Annotated in this window: 16 protein-coding genes; 6 read left to right on the forward strand and 10 right to left on the reverse strand. The window is 59.8% G+C overall.

The features are described 5' to 3' along the window. Positions 1 to 36 precede the first annotated feature (36 nt). The 3 genes from B060_RS0108965 to B060_RS0108975 are packed head-to-tail and all read right to left on the reverse strand — an operon-like array spanning position 37 to position 4,456. Complete coding sequence (locus B060_RS0108965; RefSeq protein WP_018081440.1) at positions 37 to 2,478, reverse strand: ABC transporter permease; 2,442 nt, start codon at positions 2,476 to 2,478, stop codon at positions 37 to 39. After that, positions 2,478 to 3,167, reverse strand: a complete 690-nt coding sequence (locus B060_RS0108970) for an ABC transporter ATP-binding protein (protein WP_018081441.1) — start codon at positions 3,165 to 3,167, stop codon at positions 2,478 to 2,480. The genes B060_RS0108965 and B060_RS0108970 overlap by 1 nt, the downstream gene beginning before the upstream one ends. Beyond that, positions 3,164 to 4,456 (reverse strand): efflux RND transporter periplasmic adaptor subunit, encoded by a 1,293-nt coding sequence (locus B060_RS0108975; protein WP_018081442.1) that lies wholly within the window; start codon positions 4,454 to 4,456, stop codon positions 3,164 to 3,166. The genes B060_RS0108970 and B060_RS0108975 overlap by 4 nt, the downstream gene beginning before the upstream one ends. Before the next feature lie 117 nt (positions 4,457 to 4,573). On the opposite strand from B060_RS0108975, the gene B060_RS0108980 reads away from it, so the two are divergent. Both B060_RS0108980 and B060_RS0108985 read left to right on the forward strand, forming a co-directional pair. Then, positions 4,574 to 5,131 carry a response regulator transcription factor gene (locus B060_RS0108980; RefSeq protein ID WP_018081443.1) on the forward strand — a complete coding sequence of 186 codons (558 nt, stop codon included), beginning with the start codon at positions 4,574 to 4,576 and terminating at the stop codon, positions 5,129 to 5,131. Further along, positions 5,121 to 6,344, forward strand: coding sequence for a sensor histidine kinase (locus tag B060_RS0108985; RefSeq protein ID WP_018081444.1), 1,224 nt, complete (start codon positions 5,121 to 5,123; stop codon positions 6,342 to 6,344). The genes B060_RS0108980 and B060_RS0108985 overlap by 11 nt, the downstream gene beginning before the upstream one ends. Before the next feature lie 171 nt (positions 6,345 to 6,515). On the opposite strand, the gene B060_RS0108990 is transcribed toward B060_RS0108985, so the two are convergent. From B060_RS0108990 to B060_RS0109010, 5 genes are read right to left on the reverse strand one after another with little or no spacing between them, the layout of a single operon-like run. Then, positions 6,516 to 6,911: a response regulator gene (locus B060_RS0108990; RefSeq protein WP_018081445.1), complete on the reverse strand. Its 396-nt coding sequence runs from the start codon at positions 6,909 to 6,911 to the stop codon at positions 6,516 to 6,518. After that, positions 6,904 to 8,553 carry a response regulator gene (locus B060_RS0108995; protein ID WP_018081446.1) on the reverse strand — a complete coding sequence of 550 codons (1,650 nt, stop codon included), beginning with the start codon at positions 8,551 to 8,553 and terminating at the stop codon, positions 6,904 to 6,906. The genes B060_RS0108990 and B060_RS0108995 overlap by 8 nt, the downstream gene beginning before the upstream one ends. Further along, a complete protein-coding gene (locus tag B060_RS0109000) occupies positions 8,550 to 9,155 on the reverse strand; it encodes a chemotaxis protein CheB (protein ID WP_018081447.1) in 606 nt (201 codons plus the stop codon). Before B060_RS0109000 ends, B060_RS0108995 begins: the two co-directional genes overlap by 4 nt. An 8-nt stretch (positions 9,156 to 9,163) precedes the next feature. Continuing rightward, on the reverse strand, positions 9,164 to 9,991 hold the full coding sequence (locus B060_RS0109005; RefSeq protein WP_026172712.1) for a CheR family methyltransferase: 828 nt from the start codon (positions 9,989 to 9,991) through the stop codon (positions 9,164 to 9,166). Beyond that, positions 9,991 to 13,419 carry a response regulator gene (locus tag B060_RS0109010; protein WP_330217072.1) on the reverse strand — a complete coding sequence of 1,143 codons (3,429 nt, stop codon included), beginning with the start codon at positions 13,417 to 13,419 and terminating at the stop codon, positions 9,991 to 9,993. Before B060_RS0109010 ends, B060_RS0109005 begins: the two co-directional genes overlap by 1 nt. 262 nt (positions 13,420 to 13,681) lie before the next feature. On the opposite strand from B060_RS0109010, the gene mobA reads away from it, so the two are divergent. Beyond that, a complete protein-coding gene (gene mobA, locus B060_RS24125; RefSeq protein ID WP_155847563.1) occupies positions 13,682 to 14,251 on the forward strand; it encodes a molybdenum cofactor guanylyltransferase in 570 nt (189 codons plus the stop codon). Here mobA and moaA read toward each other — a convergent pair. Both moaA and dinB read right to left on the reverse strand, forming a co-directional pair. Further along, a complete protein-coding gene (moaA, locus tag B060_RS0109020; RefSeq protein ID WP_018081451.1) occupies positions 14,237 to 15,259 on the reverse strand; it encodes a GTP 3',8-cyclase MoaA in 1,023 nt (340 codons plus the stop codon). The genes mobA and moaA overlap by 15 nt on opposite strands. A 77-nt stretch (positions 15,260 to 15,336) precedes the next feature. Then, a complete protein-coding gene (dinB, locus tag B060_RS0109025) occupies positions 15,337 to 16,425 on the reverse strand; it encodes a DNA polymerase IV (RefSeq protein WP_201768073.1) in 1,089 nt (362 codons plus the stop codon). A gap of 142 nt (positions 16,426 to 16,567) precedes the next feature. On the opposite strand from dinB, the gene B060_RS0109030 reads away from it, so the two are divergent. The 3 genes from B060_RS0109030 (at position 16,568) to B060_RS0109040 (ending at position 19,873) form a co-directional block, all read left to right on the forward strand. Continuing rightward, complete coding sequence (locus tag B060_RS0109030; protein ID WP_018081453.1) at positions 16,568 to 17,350, forward strand: DUF72 domain-containing protein; 783 nt, start codon at positions 16,568 to 16,570, stop codon at positions 17,348 to 17,350. 2 nt (positions 17,351 to 17,352) lie between these two features. Next, positions 17,353 to 18,402 carry a Gfo/Idh/MocA family protein gene (locus B060_RS0109035; RefSeq protein WP_018081454.1) on the forward strand — a complete coding sequence of 350 codons (1,050 nt, stop codon included), beginning with the start codon at positions 17,353 to 17,355 and terminating at the stop codon, positions 18,400 to 18,402. Positions 18,403 to 18,676: 274 nt separating this feature from the next. Then, positions 18,677 to 19,873: an efflux RND transporter periplasmic adaptor subunit gene (locus B060_RS0109040; protein WP_018081455.1), complete on the forward strand. Its 1,197-nt coding sequence runs from the start codon at positions 18,677 to 18,679 to the stop codon at positions 19,871 to 19,873. Positions 19,874 to 19,883: the final 10 nt, after the last annotated feature.

A 19,883-nucleotide genomic window follows, 5' to 3' on the forward strand; every position in this document is an offset into this window, starting at 1 on the left:
ATTGCCGTCAGCATCCCTTGTCAGGTTAGATCGCCCCTATTCGTGCCTTAAGGCCTTTCCGGGCTCCGAGCTGGCGGCACCAAAGGCCACGCCTGCCACCGTCACCAAGGCAATGGCCAGAGCGATGCCTGATGCTAATGGGAAAACCCATAACGGCATGGCAATAGCGTCGTCGAACTGTGATAGCCAGCGTTGAAGCGCCAGCCAGCCCAACGGCCATGCGATCAGGCCAGCGATGGCGACCGGACGCAGGAACTGCAACAGCAGTAACCGCACTACCTGCCCTGCCGACGCCCCCAGAACCTTGCGCACGCCGATTTCGCGCACCCTGCGGCCTGTATTGAAGGCCGCCATGCCATAGAGGCCGATACAGCCGATCAGGGCGGCGATGCCGGCGCCCATGGTGAACAGATTCGTGCGGTCGCGTTCAGGCTTGTAATATTTGTCGAGATTGTCAGCCGCGCTTGTTACGTCGAAGGGGACGGCAGGGGCTATTTGCCGCCACAGATGCTGCAACTTTTCGCGCATGGCCGGCGCAGACAATCCTTGATAGCGCACCATACCCACAACGGAATCGGAGGCGTGCGCATCGAATGCGTATAGCTTTGCCGGTATAGGTTCATTGGGATTATAAAACCGCATGTCTTCGACGATGCCGATGATGCGCACGGTGTGGTCGTTGAAACGTGCTATTTGATTAAGCGCCGCCTGCGGTGACGGAAAGCCCATATCCTTGGTGGTGCGGCGACTGATGACGACACTGTAAACACGATCTTTATCGCTCGTCTTGTCATCCCACATCTGGTCCTCGCCACGTTGCACGTCGAAAATACGCCCAACCAGCACTTTCGTGCCGAGAAGCTCGAAATAATCAGGACCTACAATGGAGGAGCTCACGGTCGGCGACTCGGTTGCGCTATCAACCTGGCCAGGCCGGACAATACTCGAATTGTTGATCATACTCGTGTCACCCGGAATCGCGTTGGCGATGGTGACATAACTGACGCCCGGCAAGGCGCGTGCTTCCACAGCAAAGGCGTCCCGTTGTGATTGAGTCACGGCGTTGTCGCGTATCGAATTGACAATCATCAGATTGCTCCGCTGAAACCCGATGTCCGCATTCTGGATGTGGTGAATTTGCAGCATGAAACCCATGATCAGGATAAACGCTACGGCCACGGCGGTGAACTGCACCATGGCCAGCCCCGTACGCAAGATGCCGGCCGTGCGGCCGCCGCCCGGTGTGCGGCTGGACGCCAGAACCTGGGCTGGCTTGAACGCGGACAAGGCGAAAGCTGGGTAAAGCGCGGCAATAAGACCCGCCAACATCACAATGGCCAGCACGCTCGCGATCCAGATGGCATCGGCATGGTAATCGAGCTTGAGGGACAGACCGCCAGCACTATTGAGCAGAGGTAAACTAAGTTCAACAAAAGACAATGCAACCACGAACGCCAGAAGCAGGGTCAGCAGGGCTTCCAAGATAAATTGCAGGCGAAGGACAAGGGGCGCCGCCCCGAGCGTCTTGCGTACAGCCACCTCCCGTGCCCGCAGCCCAGCGCGTGCCGTGGCCAGGTTGACATAGTTGATTAAGGCAAGCGCCAAGGCAACAATACCGACAACGCCCAAGGATATGACGGCGGCTTTCAGCTTAGGCGAAATCAGGTGCACGTCGGCAAGCGGAATGAGTTTTAGCTCCAGCACCTTGTGAGGCATGACGTCAGCGCCAAACGATTGCCCGGCCTGGCGATCGGTGAAGGCTGGAAACTGCGCCGCGAAGGCATAGGCTTCCGTTCGGTTTTTGAATTTGAGATAGGTCCCCACTTGTACCGATCCCCAGTGATGCCAGTTGTACTTAAGCGCTGTCCGTTGCGGCGTGAGAAGGCGCAATATATCGAGTTTCATCACCGAATTTTTTGGCAGGTCGGCAATGATGGCGCTAACGGTATAGTTCTTCAATCCCTCCTCGTCGTTTAGGATCATGGTGCGTCCAACGGCGTTCGTCACGCCGAAGTATTTGCGCGCCAGGCTGGCGCTGAGCACAACATGGGAGGGATCACTCAAGGCATTGGCCGAATTACCGTAGACGACGGGCACACCAAAAAAAGTAAGGAAATTGGCGTCTACCAGGTCGATCTGTTCGTTGAAGACATCGGCCCCTTTGTGCACGATGACGCTGTTAGGCCAGTAACGCGTGCCTTCGGTTTGTGGATAGGCCGTCTTAAGCTCCTCCAGTAGCCCGCCCATTGAGCCGTCGCCTGTATTATCCGTCATACCGGGGAAATGGAAACGCATGCCGATCGCATAGATTTGCGGCAATTTGGGGCTCCAGCTTTCATAGCTGGTTTCAAAACGATAGAAGAGACTGAGCGCGATGAAAACGGCGATGCCCAGGCTGAGACCCAGCAGGTTGAGCAGGGCATAGAGGGGATGGCGGACAAACGACCGGTAAAAAGCGGTAAAGGTGCTTTTCAACATCACAGCACCTGCGCGACGGAGGCGACCAGTTGGCCGTCGAGAATATCGACCTGACGCCTGGCCTGATCGGCGTGGCTCTGCGAGTGGGTGACCATGATGATGGTAGCGCCTGCGGCATTCAGGCTTTGTAAAATCTGCATCACCTGCGCGCCGTTTTCCGTGTCGAGATTGCCCGTCGGTTCATCGGCCAGAATCAGGTCGGGCGAACCGACAATAGCGCGGGCGATGGCGGCGCGCTGCTGCTGACCACCGGAAAGCTGGTGCGGAAAATGGCGGGCGCGATGGGCGATGCCGACCTTGTCCATGGCGCTTTCGATCGCCTTGCGCCGCGAGCCTTTCAGGCCGCTGCGATAGAGCAGGCCTAGTTCGATATTCTCGTAGATGGTCAGGTCGTCGACCAGGTTGAAACTCTGAAAAATGAAGCCCAGGTGCCCGGCGCGATGTTTGGCAAGCTGGTTTTCACTGGTCTTCGCCAGGTCCGTTCCATCGAACAGATAGGCGCCGGAGGTCGGGCGATCGATGGTGCCCAGGATATTGAGCAGGGTCGATTTTCCGCAGCCCGAAGGCCCCATGATGGCGACGAATTCCCCGCGCTTGATATGCAGCGAGATATTATGCAGCGCCGTCGTCTCCACCTCGTCCGAACGATAGAGACGGGTGATGTTCTGGAGTTCGATCAGGTTGGTCATTTTGCGCTCTGAGTTAAACGAAGATGTTGGGCTTTGAGGAAATTGGAGGTGCCGCCGGTGATGACGTGTTCACCGGGCTTGAGGCCGCTAAGGATTTCGACATATTCCGGATTGCGACGGCCGACGGTGACAACACGGCGGCTGGCCTTATTGCCGCTGCCATCCAGCACGAAGATCGAGGCGCCGCCGGTGTCATTGAGCCAGGCGCCTGACGGTACCAGCATGGCCTGTTGGGTGGCGCCAAGTGACAGGCGAACATCGATGGTTTCACCGCGCTTGAGATCGCTCGGCATGGCGTTATCGAATTCCAGCTCAACGGTGATGCGGCCATTATTGACCTGCGGGAAGATCTTGCTGATATGGACCGCGGCCGGCTTGCCATGCACATTGGCATTGGCTTTCAGGCCTGTGCTCAGGCGCGACAGATAGAACTCATCAACCTCGGCCTTCAGCTTGTAGGTGCCCTCAGAGTCGACCTCGCCGAGCGGATCGCCCATCTTGACGGCCTGGCCAGGCTTGAGGTTGAAATCGGTCAGGCGGCCCTCGACCGGCGCCGTCAGGTTGAGGGCGTTCAGGCCATTGCGCACCTCGTCACGGCTGCGGCGCAGGTCATTGGCCGAGGCGCGAATCTGCGCCGCCTGCGTGGTATAAAACTGTGCCTGCTGCGCCTGCGTCGCCTTGAGGGCAGCCAGGCGCTGCTTCTGGTAAGCCACCTCATCAATATAGGTCTGGACGGCGGCGTCATTGAGCACACCGTGGTCGCGCAGCATCTTGTACTTCACCATTTGTTCCTCGGCCCTGTGCAGGGCGTAGGCGACATCGGCGATGGCCTGTTCGCTGGCCTGCTGCGAGGTTTGCAGATTCATGAGCTGGTTGTTGGTGTCGCTCAGGCGAGCGGAGATATCGGCCTCGCGTGACGACACCTGAAGCGTCAGATCGGGATTGCCGAGCATGGCCAGCGGCTGGCCAGGCGTGACCATCGCGCCATCCGAGGCCACCACGCTGATGACGCGGCCATTGGTTTCGGCGGTGATATAGGTGATCTCCAGAGGCAGGACGCCGGCGCGCAGGGCGACATAGTCCTGAAATGCGCCCATGGTCACCTCGCCGGTATCGAGCGTATCGGCGGCGACCGTCACGGTGTTGGCGGCCGGCATGAAGACGAAGGCGGTCAGCGTCAGGGCAAGGGCGATGGCGGCGGCCGCGCCGATCTGCACAGGGCGGCGACGCCACCAGGGCTTGGTGAGCAGACGATCGGTGCGGGCTGTTTTTTGATGACTATCGGGCATGACAAGAGGCTAACACAGGTTTCGCCACAGACATAAACCACTCTTTTTATTTGACTTTCAGGCTTTTTGACCGCTTAATGCGGTATCATCACCACTCAAAAGTGTCCGTTTTCGAACATGTCCAAGCCGCCACGCACTGCTCTGTTTCTCGATGACGACGCCGATATTCTCGACGCCGCCGGGCTGGTTTTAACGCGCCACGGCATGACCCTGATCAAGGCGCAATCGCCCGAAGAGGCCCGCGAAAAGCTGGCCGCCACGCCGGTTGATATCCTGCTGCTCGATCTCAATTACCGGCGCGGCGATACCTCGGGCGAGGCCGGCCTCAATTTTCTGGCCGAGCAGATGCGGCTCACCCCGGCCCTGCCCGTGGTGGTAGTCACGGGCCATTCCGGCATGAGCATCGCGATTCAGGCCATGCGGATGGGGGCGCAGGATTTCGTCGTCAAGCCGTGGAACAATGAGCGCTTCATGGCCAGCATCCATGCCGCCCTGGCCGCACCGCGCGCGGTCAGTTCGCCCGTGCCGCCGGCCGATCTCAATCTGGAACGCTCGGAAAAAGAACTGATCAAGGAGGCGCTGAACCGCCACCAGTTCAATATCTCCCAGGCCGCCAAGGATCTCGGCGTCACGCGCGCGGCGCTTTACCGGCGAATGGAAAAGCATGGACTATAGACGCATCCTTCTTCCGCTGGCCGGTCAGGGCGGCGTCTTCGTACTCGGCGCCTTCGCCTGGCTGGCCTTCACCAAGGGGCTCTATGCCAGCGCCCTGGTCTGCGCCCTGGGGGCTATTACCCTGGCCACCATGGGACTGACTCACAACGCCTTCTCTTTCGGACGTGACCTGCTAAAACGCAGCCAGCCAGGCGCCACCTTCACCTCCGAACTGAGCCGCCGGCGCTTGCAGGTGCTCCTTGACCAGACCCCCTCGCCCCTGTTGCTGCAACCCAATAACGGCCAGTTGATCGCGGTCAACCGCGCCGCCCGGCAGTTGTTCGATGTCTCCTACGCCCTGCCAGTGGCGGCGCGCAAGGCGCTGCTGGGCGAGGCGACGGCTCTCGGATTGGCCCATATGAGCGGCCAGATCAAATGGAAGGGCCAGACCTTCGCCGTGCATCTGGCCGAGATGGAAGAAGAGGACGCCCTGTCGCATCTGGCCGTGCTGACCGATATCTCCGCCGATGTGCGTGCCGCCGAGGCCAGCGCCCTGCGGGATCTGCTGAAAGTGCTGAATCACGAACTGATGAACGCCCTGACGCCGGTGGCTTCGATGAGCAAGAGTGCCCTCGATCTGCTGGGAGATGACACGCCGGAATCTCGCGCTCAGGCGGCAAAAGCGCTGGAGCGCGTGGTGGCCCGCACCGAAGGGCTGACCGACTTTATCAACGCCTATCGCGCGCTCACCCGCTTGCCGTCGCCGGTGATCCGGCCGTGCGGGCTTGGTCTGTGGCTGGACGTGCTGACCGAGAGTTTTGAGGCGCAGTGGGCCGACAAGGGCGTGCGTTTCGAGTTGGAGACAGACGGGACTGACCTGTCGCTGCTGATGGACGAGGACCAGATGTGGCTGGGCGTCTCGAACCTGCTCAATAATGGTGCGCAGGCGGCGCTGGAAAAAGCTGATGCGCGCGTGCGTCTGCGCCTGAAGCGCGAGGGCGATGTGATGGTTTTCGAGGTCGAGGATTCCGGCAAGGGTATCCCGACCGAGAGCGCCGATCAGGTCTTTATGCCATTCTATTCAACCAAGGTGACCGGCACCGGCGTGGGGCTGAGCCTGGCGCGACAGATTGTTCAGGGTCACGGCAGCGCGCTGTTGCTTGTGCCAGTTCAGGAAGTGCGGCCTGATCCGCTGGGCGGTGCGTGCTTCCGGTTTCAGGTAAGGGTGGGGTAGAGGCTACGGTATCGCCCCGCTCCCCCGCTACAGGGGAGGGTGAGTTCTTTTCTTTATCAAACGCCCATGCGGTAAAGGTTCAGCCTTGAGTCGCGTGCTAGCCGGCTAGCGACGCGGGTACTAAAGTACCCGCTAGCGACGACTGCGACGCAATCGGCCAAGGATGGACCTTTACCTGGCGGCAGCGATTTCGGCGAGCACCGTCTCTAGGGTTTCGAGATAGAGCGGCTTGACGAGATGGTGGTCAAAGCCGGCTTCCTGCGTCAGGCGGCGGTGTTCGCTTTCGCCCCAGCCGGTCTGAGCGATAAAAACGGCCTTGGCCAGATCCGGACGTGATTTCAGCTCGCGGCACAGGTCGTAACCGTTCATGCCGGGCAGGCCGATATCGATCATGAAAACATGCGGCCTATAGTCCGCATAGGTGGCGATGGCTTGCTTGGCGTCAGCCGCCAGCTTGTATTCATAGCCGATCATCTCGACCAGCCAGCCGGTCGTCTGCGCCAGGGCTTCATTGTCCTCGACAATCATGATGCGCATGGTGTCAGCCGTGCCTGTTCCGTCAGCCATGGGTTGGTTCTCCCGCTTGGGCAGTGTGGGTAGGGGACGCTTTTGGCTCGGCTATATCTGCCAGCAGTTGCGTCAGCAGGTCAAGACTGACCGGCTTGGTGATGTGGTGGTCAAATCCAGCCGCAAACGCCTTCTGGCGATCGCTTTCCTGGCCCCAGCCAGTCTGGGCGATCAACACCTTGTGTTGGGTTTCCGGCATCTGGCGCAGGGCGCGGCAGACCTCATAGCCGTCCATGCCGGGCATGCCGATGTCGAGCAGGATGACGTCAGGCAGCAAATCACGGGCGATTTCCAGCGCCTTCGCGCCTTCGTGCGCCACGGTCGCCTTGTGCCCGATCAGATCCAGCATCCACAGACTTGTCTGGGCGGAATCGACATTGTCATCGACGATCAGCACGTTCAGCGGGTGGGCAGTTTTGCTGGCTTTTTGCAGCGGCTTACCGATGGCGCCGCCGGCTTCATCGACCAGCGGCAGGCTAACGGTAAAGGTGCTGCCCGTGCCCGACCCGTCGCTGAAGGCGCGACTGGTGCCGCCGTGCATCTCCACCAGCTTGCTGACAAGCGCCAGACCAATCCCCAGACCACCTTGCGAGCGATCAAGATGGCGGTCGGCTTGCGCGAACAGATCAAAGACGCGCGGCAACATGTCGGCCTCAATACCCAGGCCATTGTCGATGACCTCGATATCGACCTGGCCGTCATGCGGCTTGACGTTCATGCGGATATCGCCGCCTTCGGAGGTATATTTGGCGGCGTTGTTAAGCAGGTTGCTGATCACCTGCGCCAGGCGCGTCAGGTCGCCTTCGACCCACAGCGCCGTGTCCGGCATATCCAGGGTGAAGCTGTGCGTATTGGCGTCGATCAGGGGCTTGCTGGTCTCGATGGCGGCCTGCACCGCATCCTGCAGGCGCATGCGCTCCTTGCGCAGATCAATGCGGCCACGCGACACGCGCGACACATCGAGCAGGTCATCGATCAGCCGCACCAGATGGGTCAGTTGCCGGTCCATCATGCCGCGTACGGCCTCGGCACGCGGCCCTTCCGGCGACATGCGCAGGATCTGCAGACCATTACGGATCGGCGCCAGCGGATTGCGCAATTCGTGGGCCAGGGTGGCAAGGAACTCATCCTTGCGCACATCGGCCTCTTTGAGCGCCTGGGCGTTGTCGCGGCTATCCTTGAGCAGACGCAGATTTTCTTCGGCGAAGGTTTTCAGATTATCGCGCTGGACGGCGATCTGCCGGCGCTGCACGTACAGTTCCGAGAACACCGCCACCTTCGAGCGCAGAATATCGGCTTCAAGCGGTTTTTCGAGGAAGTCGACCGCACCCGCCTCATAGCCACGGAAACGGCGCGAGCGGTCGGTGACGCCGGCCGTCAGGAAGATGATAGGGATGCGGCGCGTGCGTTCGGAGCCGCGCATCATTTCGGCCAGTTCGAAGCCGTCCATCTCCGGCATCTGGACATCGAGCAGCGCCAGGGCGACCTCGGTCTTGAGCAGGATTTCCAACGCCTCGGTGCCGGAACTCGCCTTGATGAATTCCAGCCCGTCACGGCGTAGCACAGCTTCGAGCGCGATCAGGTTTTCCGGCAGATCATCGACGATAAGGATGGGAACGGGTATGGTGAAGGCCGGTTTCATACCTGCACCGCCTTGATCAGCTCATCGGCGATCTGTTCCAGTGTGAGGGATTCGGCCTGCGGAGACATGGCCAGCGCGGCTTCGGGCATGGCGCTGGCATAGGCCTGATCGGGGCGCTGCACCAGAGCGCGGCCACCTTCCTTGACGACCTGTTTGAGGCCGGCGGCGCCATCGGGATTGGCGCCCGTCAGGATAATGCCGATCAGCCCTTCACCGTAAACATCCGCGGCGGTCTCAAACAAAACATCAACCGAGGGGCGCGAGAACAGCACCGGCTCTTCGGACGACAAAGACAGACGGCGATCCGACTCAATCAGCAAATGATAGTCGGGCGGCGCGAAATAGACATAACCGGGCAGGATGTCCTCCTTGTCGTCAGCCTCGCGCACGGTCAGCGCGCACTTGTCATCGAACAACTTGGCCACCACGCTGTTGCGATCGGGCGGCAGGTGAATAACGATCATGATCGGCAGGGGATAGTCAGCCGGCAGGGTGGGCAGTATCGCCGACAAAGCCTTCAGACCACCCGCCGACACGCCGATCACCACCGCTTCGGGCTCAGTATGGCGCACGATAATATCCGAGGCTTTCCGGCTTTTCATTACGGTACTCATGTCACATCCCGTTTCTGGTAGATGCGCTCATCATGAGCAAAATCGGTGAAGGCGTCCGCGCTGGAAGAAAAGCGCAGGGTCTCCTTGGAGCCCAGCCCCAGGAAGCCCTTGCGCGCCAGCGAGCCCTTGAACAGGGTGATGGCGCGATCCTGAAGCTCGCGATCGAAATAGATCAGCACATTACGGCACGACACCATGTGTGTTTCGGCGAAGACGGCGTCGGTGGCCAAACTGTGATCCGAAAAGACGACATTCTTGCGCAGGGTCTTGTCGAACGAAGCGGCGCCATAGGCGGCGGTGTAATAGTCCGACAACGAACCCTTGCCGCCCGAAAGACGGTGGTTTTCGGTGAACAGCTTGATGCGCTCAAGGCTGTAGACCCCGGCCTCAGCCTTTTTCAGCGCGTCGTGATTGATGTCGGTGGCGTAGAACATCGTGCGCTCGAACAGCCCCTCTTCGCGGAAGAGGATGGCGAAGGAATAGACCTCCTCGCCGGTCGATGAACCCGCGATCCACACCTTGAGCGAGGGATAGGTCTTGAGGTGCGGCACCACTTTTTCGCGGATGGCCTTGAAATAGAGCGGGTCGCGAAACAGTTCCGATACCTGCACGGTCAGATAGGGCAGCATGGCGGTCATCATGCCGGGATCATGCAGCACCATGTCTTGCAAGGCCGATACGGTCTGGCAGTTGAAATGGTCGCGCGCCTGCAACAGACGGCGTTTGATCGACGCCATGGCGTAGCCACGAAAGTCATAGTGGTACTTACGGAAGATGGCCTCAAGCAGAAGCCGTATCTCGATGTCTTCCGTCTTTGGGGGCATTATCTCGGCATCCATACGCGCACCAGGGAAATGAGTTTTTCGACGTCGAGCGGCTTGGCCATATAGTCATTCGCGCCGGCGTCAATGCAGCGCTCCTGATCGTCCTTCATCGCCTTGGCCGTCAGCATGATCACCGGCAGCTTGGCCCAGTCACGGCGCTTGCGGATTTCGCGCGTCGCGGTCAGGCCGTCCATTTCGGGCATCATGACGTCCATCAGCACCAGATCGACGGCGTCGGGATTGTCCTTGCGATCATTGGTCTTTTCCAGCGCATCGAGCGCCTCGAGGCCATTGCGCGCGATGGTGACGATGGCGCCCAGCGGCTCGAAGATGTTGGTGACGGCATAGACATTGCGCACATCATCCTCGACCACCAGAATACGACGGCCTTCCAGCATGGCGTCCCGGCTCTTGGCCTTCTTGAGCAGGGTCTGTTGCTCGGGCGACAGTTCCGACACCACCTGGTGCAGGAACAGCGTCACCTCATCGAGCAGGCGCTCCGGCGACTTGGCGCCCTTGATGATGATGGACGAAGAGTAACGGCGCAGCTTCTGCTCGTCGTCGTAGGAGAGATCGCGGCCGGTGTAGACGATAACCGGCGGGAAGGCGTAGGCATCCTCGTGGCTGAGGGTTTCCAGTAGCGAATAGCCAGTGGCGTCGGGCAGGGTGAGATCGAGCACCATGCAGTCGAAGGTCTGGACTTTCAGCAGTTCGAGACATTCCGCCGCCGTGCCGACCGCGATGGTCTGGGTGTCGTTGCTTTTCAGCAGGCGCGCCACACTGTCGCGCTGGACCTCGTCATCCTCGACGATCAGGACACGGCGCATCTGCTGGCTCAGGCGCTCTTCCAGCGATTTGAAGGCGTCCACCAGTTCGTCGCGCTTGACGGGCTTCAGCATATAGCCGACCGCGCCAAGCGACAGGGCGGTGTGCTGGTAATCGCTGCCCGAGACGACGTGAACCGGAATATGGCGGGTGCGGTTGTCACGCTTCAGACGATCGAGCACCGACAGGCCGGAATGATCGGGCAGGCCGATATCGAGCACCACGGCTGACGGCGTATATTGCTGCACCATGTCGAGCGCTTCTTCCGCGGTGGTCGCCACCAGGCAAAGGAAGTCCTGATCATGGGCCAGGTCGTAGAGAATAGCGGCGAAGGAGACATCGTCCTCAACCACCAGGATAGTACGGCGCGACGGATCGAGCTTGTCGCGATCATCCTGCACCCGGCCCGGCTTGAGCACCGGCTTGGCCGTTCTGGCCTTGCTCTCAGCCATCACAGGTGACTTGACGTGAGGCGCTGCGGCGATCTCCAGCGTATCGTCGCGCTCGATCCCCGGCATGATGGCGCGCGGCACGACGGCCCCCGGATCATAGGCCATCGGCAGGGTGAGCGAGAAGGCACTGCCCTTGCCCATGGCGCTCTTGAGACTGATGCGGCCGCCGAGCAGGCGCGTCAGTTCCCGCGAAATCGACAGGCCAAGGCCGGTGCCGCCATACTTGCGGCTGATCGTGCCATCGGCCTGTCGGAAAGCGTCGAAAATGGCATCCTGATGATCGGGCGAAATGCCGATGCCGGTATCGGTCACGGTCATCACAATCTGATCGTCAGCACCCTTTGACAGGGCCAGTTCGACCGAACCGCTTTCGGTAAATTTGAAGGCATTGGACAGCAGGTTTTTCAGCACCTGTTCCAGACGCTGGCGATCAGCCTCGATGGCGTCGGGCAGATTCTTGGCCACCTTTACCTTGAAATCGAGCTTCTTCTGGCCGGCGATCGGATCGAAGACGCGCTGCATATCCTTGATCAGGCGACTGAGCGACAGGCTTTCAGCGCGGATCTCCATCTGGCCGGCTTCGATCTTGCTGAGATCGAGAATATCGTTGATCAGGGCCAGCAGGTCATTGCCCGACGACTGGATGGTCTGGGCGAACTTGACCTGTTCCTCGGTCAGGTTGCCGTCCGGATTATCACCCAGAAGCTTGGCCAGGATCAGCGACGAATTGAGCGGTGTGCGCAGTTCGTGCGACATGTTGGCGAGGAAGTCGGACTTGTAGCGGCTGGCCTGCTCCAGTTCCTGCGCCTTCAGCTCGACCGACTGTTTGGTGCGGCCGAGATCGTCCTTCTGCTGCTCCAGAATCGCCGCCTGCTCCTCAAGCTGGGCATTGGTCTGTTCGAGTTCGGCCTGTTGCTGCTCAAGGCGGAAGTGCGTCTCTTTCAGTGCGCGGCTCTGCTCTTCCAGTTCCTCGTTATTGACGCGCAGCTCCTCGCCCTGGCTTTGCAGTTCTTCGGACTGACGCTGGGTTTCTTCGAGCAGGTTTTGCAGATTGGCGCGATAATTGGCCGACTGTATGGCGATGCTGATCGATTCCGACACGCGCGCCAGCAGTTCCTGCGTGCTGTCCGGCATGGTGTGAAGAAAGCCCAGCTCGACAACGGCATCGACCACCTTTTCCGACCGGGCCGGCGCGATCAGCACATGGCGCGGCCGCCATTTACCGAGTGCTGCGCACACCGCCAGATGGCTTTCTGGCAGATCACGCAGCACCAGGGTCTGGGCCTCGGTGACTACCTGGCCCAGCAGACCGTCCTGCGTCCCGAATACAACCGGGATATCATTTTGCTCGGGCACACCGAAGGTGGCGACCCGGCGATAAACACCATCCACCCGCGCGAAGAAGGCGCCGGCATGGGCATGGGTATAGTTGGACAGATAGGTCAGGATGCTGTTGCCAAGCTGATCCAGCCGCTGCTCGCCCATCATGGTGGCGCTGACCCCCACCTGGCCAGCCTGCAGCCACTCTTCCTGTCGGCGCAGCGTCGAGGCACGCGTGATCATCCAGGTGATCAGGCCTGACAACAGAACACCAATCACAGCCGCCACGGTGACGCTGATCAGCGCCATCTTGTAGGCCTCGTTCATTTCGGCAACGCGCTGTTCGCGGCGTTGCGTCTCGACCGCCTGCATGCCAAAGACCTGCGAGCGAATCTGGTCCATATAGGCCTTGCCGCTATTCCCCCTGACGATGACCAGCGCAGGCTCGAAGCCTTGATTACGGCGTATTTCGATCGTGCGGGCCAACTCCCCCAGCTTGCCATAGGTGAGTTCGCGCAGACGCGATAACCGCACCTGCTGTTCGGGCTCATCGGCCAGCAACAGGTTGAGCTTGGTCAACTGATCGTCAACCTGCGCGACCGAAAGATTGTAAGGATCGAGATAGCTGTCCTCGCCGGTCAGGACATAGCCACGCTGGCCGGTTTCGGCATCCTTGACGGTCGACAACAGCTCGTTCAGCCCGATCAGAATTTTGTGTGTCTGCTGAACCAGCAGGGCGTCCTTCTGGACGGTCTGGATATTCGCGTAGGAAACGATGCCGCTGATGATGAAGAAAATACCCACCAGCGCCAGGCCAAGTGATACTGTCAAATCGGCGCGTATCTGGCGCCCTGGCCGCGTCGCAAAGTTTCGTAACATCAGCTTTCCAGTCCCCCGTATTTTTTCATCGCAGCAAGCGGCACAGAAATAAATTTCTGGCCGTCGTATATAAAAACCCTATGGAGCACGCCGTAAGCATCCAATAAGGAGCCCGTGGCTCCTTATAAAAATTCCATAAAGACGGTTGTATTTTAAAGGTTTTGAACGCCACTCAGCCTTTGCCAAACGGCAGGGCGCACGGTACATTCTGACCATGATAGCGAAAGTCGTAATCCTCGCCGGCGGAGAAGGCAAGCGCATGGGCGGGCACAAGCCCTTTGCGCCTTATGGACATTCGACCCTGATTGAAGCCGCTATGGCGCGCCTGAAACCGCAAACCCGCGAGATCGTTATCAATGCCGGTGCGCCGGGGACGCCACTTGCTCTGCCCTTATCCTGCCTGGATGCGCGCCTGATCTTCGATGAGCTCACAGGCCTTGGCCCCTTGAGCGGTGTTTTGAGCGCGCTCGACATGGCAAAGACCGACGGAGACACCTCGGTCATCACCACGCCGTGCGACATGCCGCACCTGCCGTTTGACATGGTAGCGCAACTTTTGGCCGCCCCGCCTGCCGATGTGGTCTATTTCAAGGGCGCGCGTGACTATCCGCTATGCGCTCTGTGGCAGGTTTCTTTGGCGGCGGACTTGCGCGATGCTCTGAAAAAAGCTGAAGGCGGTCTGGCAGTCATGCGCTTCCTGGCGACGCTGAAAACCGGGCACATCGCCGTGAGCGATGATGCGGCCTTCACCAATATCAACCACCCGCCTTTAGCCCCCGGTTAGGGACATAGGCCGTGCTGGCGCATGACTGCGTGCGGGCTGGACGAGACCGGCGCCGGAAATATAGAAATCGTGTGCTTTTGGCTTGTGCAATAAGGCTTCCGCCAAGGCTGCCTTTAGTCCGGCATCGCTTGCATCTTCGCGCAAGGCCGCACGCAGATCGACGTGATCGTCTTGGCCCAAACACATATAGAGCTGGCCGGTGCAAGTGATGCGCACGCGATTGCAGGTGTCGCAGAAATTATGGCTGAGCGGGGTGATCAAGCCCAGTTTTCCACCGGTCTCTTTGATGCGATAATAGCGCGCCGGCCCGCCGGTGGTATCACTGACGCCTTCGACCTGCCAGAAACTGCGCAAGTGCGCCAGCACGTCTTTCAGTGAGAGGAACTGCACCTCACGTCCGGCGACGTCATCGCCCAGCGGCATGGTCTCGATCAGCGACAGATCAATACCACGCGCATGCGCGAAGCTGAGAATATCCGGAATATCCGCCTGATTATCCTGCGCCAGGGCCACGACATTGAGCTTGATATGGAGGCCGGCCGCCTGCGCCGCCGCTATGCCGCTCAACACCCGTGCCAGATCGCCGCCGCGGGTCACCCTGCGGTAAACATCGGGTTTGAGGCTATCACACGACACATTGATGCGCCTGATCCCGGCCTCAACCAGGGCCGGCACAGCGCCTTCGAGCAGGGTGCCGTTGGTGGTCAAGGTGAGTTCCTTCAAGCGCCCGGTATGCACCTGCTCGCCGAGCCGGCGCAGGAAATCAAGCACGCCCTTGCGCACCAGAGGCTCACCACCGGTGACCCGCAGGCGCTCGACGCCACTGTCGATCAGGAACAGGCTTAAGCGTTCCATTTCCTCGAAACTGAGCAGGTCCTTGCGCGGCAGGAAGGTCTGCTGCTCACTCATGCAATAGGTGCAGCGCAGATCGCAACGATCGGTCACCGAAAGCCGCACATAGCTGAGGCGCCGACCGAACGCATCGATGAGGGGAGCACGCATGGACATAAAGCCAATCTAGGCCCCACGCGGTGTGTCCACAAGTCTTGCGCATCATTTTAGCTCAGATAGCGTCCGCCACCAGGTTACAGCGACAGGCTCAACTGCGCCTGCGTCTCTTCGGCTTTCTCTCCCAGGGATGACATCGACACGCCCAGCAACCGTATGCCCTTACCGACCGGGAACACACCTTCCAGCAGGACGCGCGTGAACTGTGCCAGTTGCTCACGGCTCGCTACCGGCACAAGGCCTGAACGACTGCGGGTGATGATGCGGAAATCCGAAAACTTGACCTTCAGCGTCACAGTCCGGCCTTTGATCTGCTTCGCCTCGACATAGGTCCAAACCTTGTCGATCAAGGGTTCCAGAAACCCCCAGGCGGTATCGAAATCCGTGGTATCGGTGAAAAAGGTATTCTCGGCGCCGATCGACTTGCGCTCACGATCGGGGCGCACCTGGCGATGGTCGATACCGCGTGAAATGCCATAATAGTATCGCCCAGACACACCGAAATGCTGTTCGAGAAAATCGAGCGACTGGGCGCGGATATCGGCGCCGGTATAGAGACCGAGCCGGTTCATCTTCGCCGCCGTGGCCGGGCCAATGCCGTGGAATTTCTTGACTGGCAGGGAAGCGGCGAAGGATGGCCCCATGGCTGGCTTGATGACGAAAAGACCATCAGGCTTATTCTGGTCCGAAGCCAGCTTGGCGAGAAACTTGTTGTACGACACACCGGCCGAGGCGGTGAGCTGCGTTGCGGCGTGGATTTTCTCGCGGATCTCTTCGGCGATCTGAGTGGCAGAGGCGATGCCTTTCAGGTTTTCGGTCACATCGAGATACGCCTCATCGAGCGATAGCGGCTCGATCAATGGCGTATATTCGGCAAAGACCTCATGAATTTGCTTCGATACCGCACGGTAGGTCTCGAAATTACCGCGCACAAAAATCAGCTCCGGACATTTGCGCTTGGCCGTCACCGAGGCCATGGCCGAATGAACGCCAAACTTGCGCGCTTCATAAGAGGCCGCCGCCACCACACCGCGCTCCGAACCGCCGCCGACCGCCACCGGCTTGCCGCGCAATTCTGGATGATCGCGCTGTTCTACCGACGCGAAAAAGGCGTCCATATCGACGTGGATGATCTTTCTCTGCAGGGCTGGCTTGTGGTCGTCCATGGTCATTGACTTATGCCACACTCGGAACATAAAGTGAACATGCAAAATACTGCCAAAAACAGGTTGCGCCCTTATGGCATAGTTTGGCACCACATCGGGCAAGAGTTGCCAAGGCAACCTTAAAAGCAAGGGAGAATGCGTTATGACCATCTATGTCGGCATCGGCGGCTGGACCTACGAAGCGTGGCGCGGCCCCTTCTATCCGGACGGTCTGACGCAGAAACGCGAACTGGAATATGCGTCCTCCAAAGTGACCTCCATCGAGATCAACGGCACCTATTATGGCGCGCAAAAACCATCCTCCTTCCAGAAATGGCACGCCGAAACGCCGGATGATTTCGTCTTCGCCATCAAGGGCACGCGCTACGCCACCAACCGCAAGAACCTGGCGGAATCAAAAGAGTCGGTTGAGCGCTTCCTGAACAGCGGCATCAGCGAACTGAAGGACAAGCTGGGCCCGATCAACTGGCAGTTCATGGCGACCAAAAAATTCGATCCGGAGGATTTCGAGAACTTCTTTAAGCTGCTGCCGCCAGAAGTCGATGGCGTCAAACTCCGCCACGCGGTCGAGGTGCGACACCCCACTTTCCAGTGTGAAGAGTTTGTCGATCTGGCGCGTCGATACGGTGTGGCCGTCATCACCGGCGCCGATTCGGACTTTCCGGTCATCGCCGACCTGACCGCCGATTTCGCCTATGTCCGCATCATGGGCACCCGCGAAGACGAGCCGCGCGGCTATAGCGAGCAGGCGCTCGATGAATGGGCCTACCGCGCCCGCACCCTGGCCGAAGGGCAGATCCCCAATGATCTGGCCCATTACGGCAAGGTGCAGAAGCCGACACCGCGCGACGTCTACCTCTATGTCATCAGCGGCTACAAGACGCTCAACCCCGCCGCGGCCATGGGCCTGATTGAAAGACTATAAGCATGAAAAAGGTTGTCTGGGGCATTCTGTCGACCGCCAATATCGGCGTCAAAAAGGTCATACCGGCGCTGATGCGAAGCGATCTGATCCGTGTCAAAGGACTGGCTTCGCGCAATCTGGAATCGGCGCAAGCCGCAGTCGATAAGCTTGGTCTTGAGAGGGCTTACGGCTCATACGAAGACCTGCTGGCCGATCCGGAGATCGAGGTCATCTATAACCCGCTGCCGAACCATCTGCATGTGCCGATGACCCTGGCGGCGGCGCGTGCCGGCAAGCATGTGTTGTGCGAAAAGCCGATGGCGCTCAAGGCCTCCGAGATCGATGAACTGGCGAAGGTGAGTCCGCCCTCAAGCAGCGGATTGGACCGTCAGACGGCGGTAGGGCAAACTAAAAGAACCCACATTATGGAAGCCTTTATGGTGCGCCATTCGCTGCAATGGCTGGAAGCGCGCCGCCTGATCCGCGAAGGCGCCATAGGCCAGGCCCAGGTCATCCAGTCTCAGTTCAGTTACAACAACACCGACCCGCACAATATCCGTAACAAGGTCGAGTGGGGCGGCGGCGGGCTGATGGATATCGGCTGCTACCCTATCGTGGCCGGGCGCTTCTTTTTCGAAGCCGACCCCTTGCGCGTCATGGCGCTGATCAGCCGGGACAAGACGTTCGGCACCGACACGATCACCTCCGGCCTGCTCGATTTTGGCGCCGGTCGCCACCTGACCTTCGCGGTCTCCACCTGTCTGGCGTCGGCGCAATCGGTGACCGTGTTCGGTGACAAGGGCCGGCTTTCCCTGTCGATCCCATTCAACCAGCCACCCGAGGCACCACAGATCGTCACGATCGATGACGGTCAGACCCTGACAGGCGCCACGGCGGTGACGCACACCCTGCAAGCCTCCAACCAGTACACCCTGATGGGCGAGGCCTTCTGCCGCGCCGTACGTGGTGAGACCGACCTGCCCTATGGCATGGACGATGCGCGCACCAATATGAAGATCATCGATGCCTTGTTCCGCTCGGAAACCTCAGGGGCATGGGAAGCCCTGGACTAGCACCGCCGCCCTTTTACCTACGAACCTCATCGTTTCCTTACGACAGATATTTCACAGTCTTCCGTAGAAATATCTGTGGGTGATGACTTGCGGCTCCTGAGGCCACACGTGATGCGTGTGCAATGTTGCACGCCCTGACATCACCCTGCCCCAGCGGGCATGTTAATGGCCTGTTTCTTCTACGGCCATCCGTTGGTCGGCGATCCGAAACCTTTAACGGCGGCTTCGATATATGTGGTATAAAAACAAACGCTTCCTTCGACTTGCAGCGATCATGACTGCGGCGCTTGTGGCGATCATCGCCATCTGGCTGATCTTCTTCAATCGCCCGAAACCGCCGGAACTGGTCACCCAGGCCGCCACCATGGGTAATGTCGAGAAAACCGTCCTCGCCTCTGGCACCCTTGAGCCGTTCAAGCAGGTCAGCGTCGGCGCGCAGGTCTCCGGTCAGGTGACGAAGCTCGCCGTGGCGTTGGGCGATAACGTTCATACAGGCGACCTGATCGCCGAGATCGATTCCCAGACCCAGAAGAACAGCCTGCAAACCGCGCGGGCCCAGCTTAACAATATCGCCGCACAGCGCGCTTCGGCTCAGGCCACCCTGGCGCAGGCGCAAAGCAATTTCACCCGCCAGCAGACCCTTTATCAGGCCGATGCCGGCTCGAAGGCTGACTATGAAGCCGCCCTCGCCACGCTGAAAAGCGCGCAGGCCAGCGTTGATGCCGCCAACGCCCAGATCCAGTCCGCCAATGTCTCGGTCAATACGGCCAACGTCAATCTCGGCTATACCCGCATTCTGGCACCGATGGATGGCACGGTCATCGCCATCGTCACCAAGGAAGGCCAGACGGTCAATGCCAACCAATCGGCCCCGACCATTGTGGGCCTTGGCCAGCTCGACAAGATGACGGTCAAGGCGGAGGTTTCCGAAGCCGACGTTGCGCACGTCAAGGCCGGCATGGATGTCTATTTCACCACGCTTGGCGATCCCGACAAGAAGTATTACGCCAAGCTGCGCAGCATCGAGCCGGCGCCGACCACCTTCGATCCGGATACGACCACCGCCGCCTCGTCCTCGGCCATTTATTACTATGCCATCTTTGATGTCGATAATCCCGATGGCACGCTTCGCACCACCATGACCGCCCAGGTCGATATCGTCCTCGAGGGTGCCAAAAACGTGCTGACCATTCCTTCAGCAGCGCTTGGCCGCAAGGGTAAGGATGGCGGTTATTCCGTCATGGTGGCCAATCCGAAGGACAAGCACAAACGCCCCGAACGCCGCAAGATTACTATCGGTATCAATGACGGCACCAATGTGCAGGTGCTGAGCGGTCTGAAAGACGGCGAACAGGTGGTCATCGCCCAGGCGGCCTCGTCCAGCGGTTCCGGTGCCTCGTCTTCCAGCCGCAGCGGTGGCGGCAACCGTCGCAACGGCGGCATGGGCGGTCCACCTCCAGGCGGACTGTAAGGGACGCGCA

The organism is Asticcacaulis benevestitus DSM 16100 = ATCC BAA-896, from assembly GCF_000376105.1.
Classification (GTDB): domain Bacteria; phylum Pseudomonadota; class Alphaproteobacteria; order Caulobacterales; family Caulobacteraceae; genus Asticcacaulis; species Asticcacaulis benevestitus.

What these genes read in the sequence shown, in the direction of transcription:
- B060_RS0109030 (WP_018081453.1), top strand. Translation starts at nt 16,568, where the DNA reads ATGACCATCTATGTCGGCATCGGCGGCTGGACCTACGAAGCGTGGCGC.
- B060_RS0108980 (WP_018081443.1), top strand. Translation starts at nt 4,574, where the DNA reads ATGTCCAAGCCGCCACGCACTGCTCTGTTTCTCGATGACGACGCCGAT.
- dinB (WP_201768073.1), bottom strand. Translation starts at nt 16,425, where the DNA reads ATGGACGACCACAAGCCAGCCCTGCAGAGAAAGATCATCCACGTCGAT.
- B060_RS0108995 (WP_018081446.1), bottom strand. Translation starts at nt 8,553, where the DNA reads ATGAAACCGGCCTTCACCATACCCGTTCCCATCCTTATCGTCGATGAT.
- B060_RS0109035 (WP_018081454.1), top strand. Translation starts at nt 17,353, where the DNA reads ATGAAAAAGGTTGTCTGGGGCATTCTGTCGACCGCCAATATCGGCGTC.
- moaA (WP_018081451.1), bottom strand. Translation starts at nt 15,259, where the DNA reads ATGTCCATGCGTGCTCCCCTCATCGATGCGTTCGGTCGGCGCCTCAGC.
- B060_RS0108965 (WP_018081440.1), bottom strand. Translation starts at nt 2,478, where the DNA reads ATGTTGAAAAGCACCTTTACCGCTTTTTACCGGTCGTTTGTCCGCCAT.
- B060_RS0109040 (WP_018081455.1), top strand. Translation starts at nt 18,677, where the DNA reads ATGACTGCGGCGCTTGTGGCGATCATCGCCATCTGGCTGATCTTCTTC.
- B060_RS0109005 (WP_026172712.1), bottom strand. Translation starts at nt 9,991, where the DNA reads ATGCCCCCAAAGACGGAAGACATCGAGATACGGCTTCTGCTTGAGGCC.
- B060_RS0108990 (WP_018081445.1), bottom strand. Translation starts at nt 6,911, where the DNA reads ATGGCTGACGGAACAGGCACGGCTGACACCATGCGCATCATGATTGTC.
- mobA (WP_155847563.1), top strand. Translation starts at nt 13,682, where the DNA reads ATGATAGCGAAAGTCGTAATCCTCGCCGGCGGAGAAGGCAAGCGCATG.
- B060_RS0108975 (WP_018081442.1), bottom strand. Translation starts at nt 4,456, where the DNA reads ATGCCCGATAGTCATCAAAAAACAGCCCGCACCGATCGTCTGCTCACC.
- B060_RS0108970 (WP_018081441.1), bottom strand. Translation starts at nt 3,167, where the DNA reads ATGACCAACCTGATCGAACTCCAGAACATCACCCGTCTCTATCGTTCG.
- B060_RS0108985 (WP_018081444.1), top strand. Translation starts at nt 5,121, where the DNA reads ATGGACTATAGACGCATCCTTCTTCCGCTGGCCGGTCAGGGCGGCGTC.
- B060_RS0109000 (WP_018081447.1), bottom strand. Translation starts at nt 9,155, where the DNA reads ATGAAAAGCCGGAAAGCCTCGGATATTATCGTGCGCCATACTGAGCCC.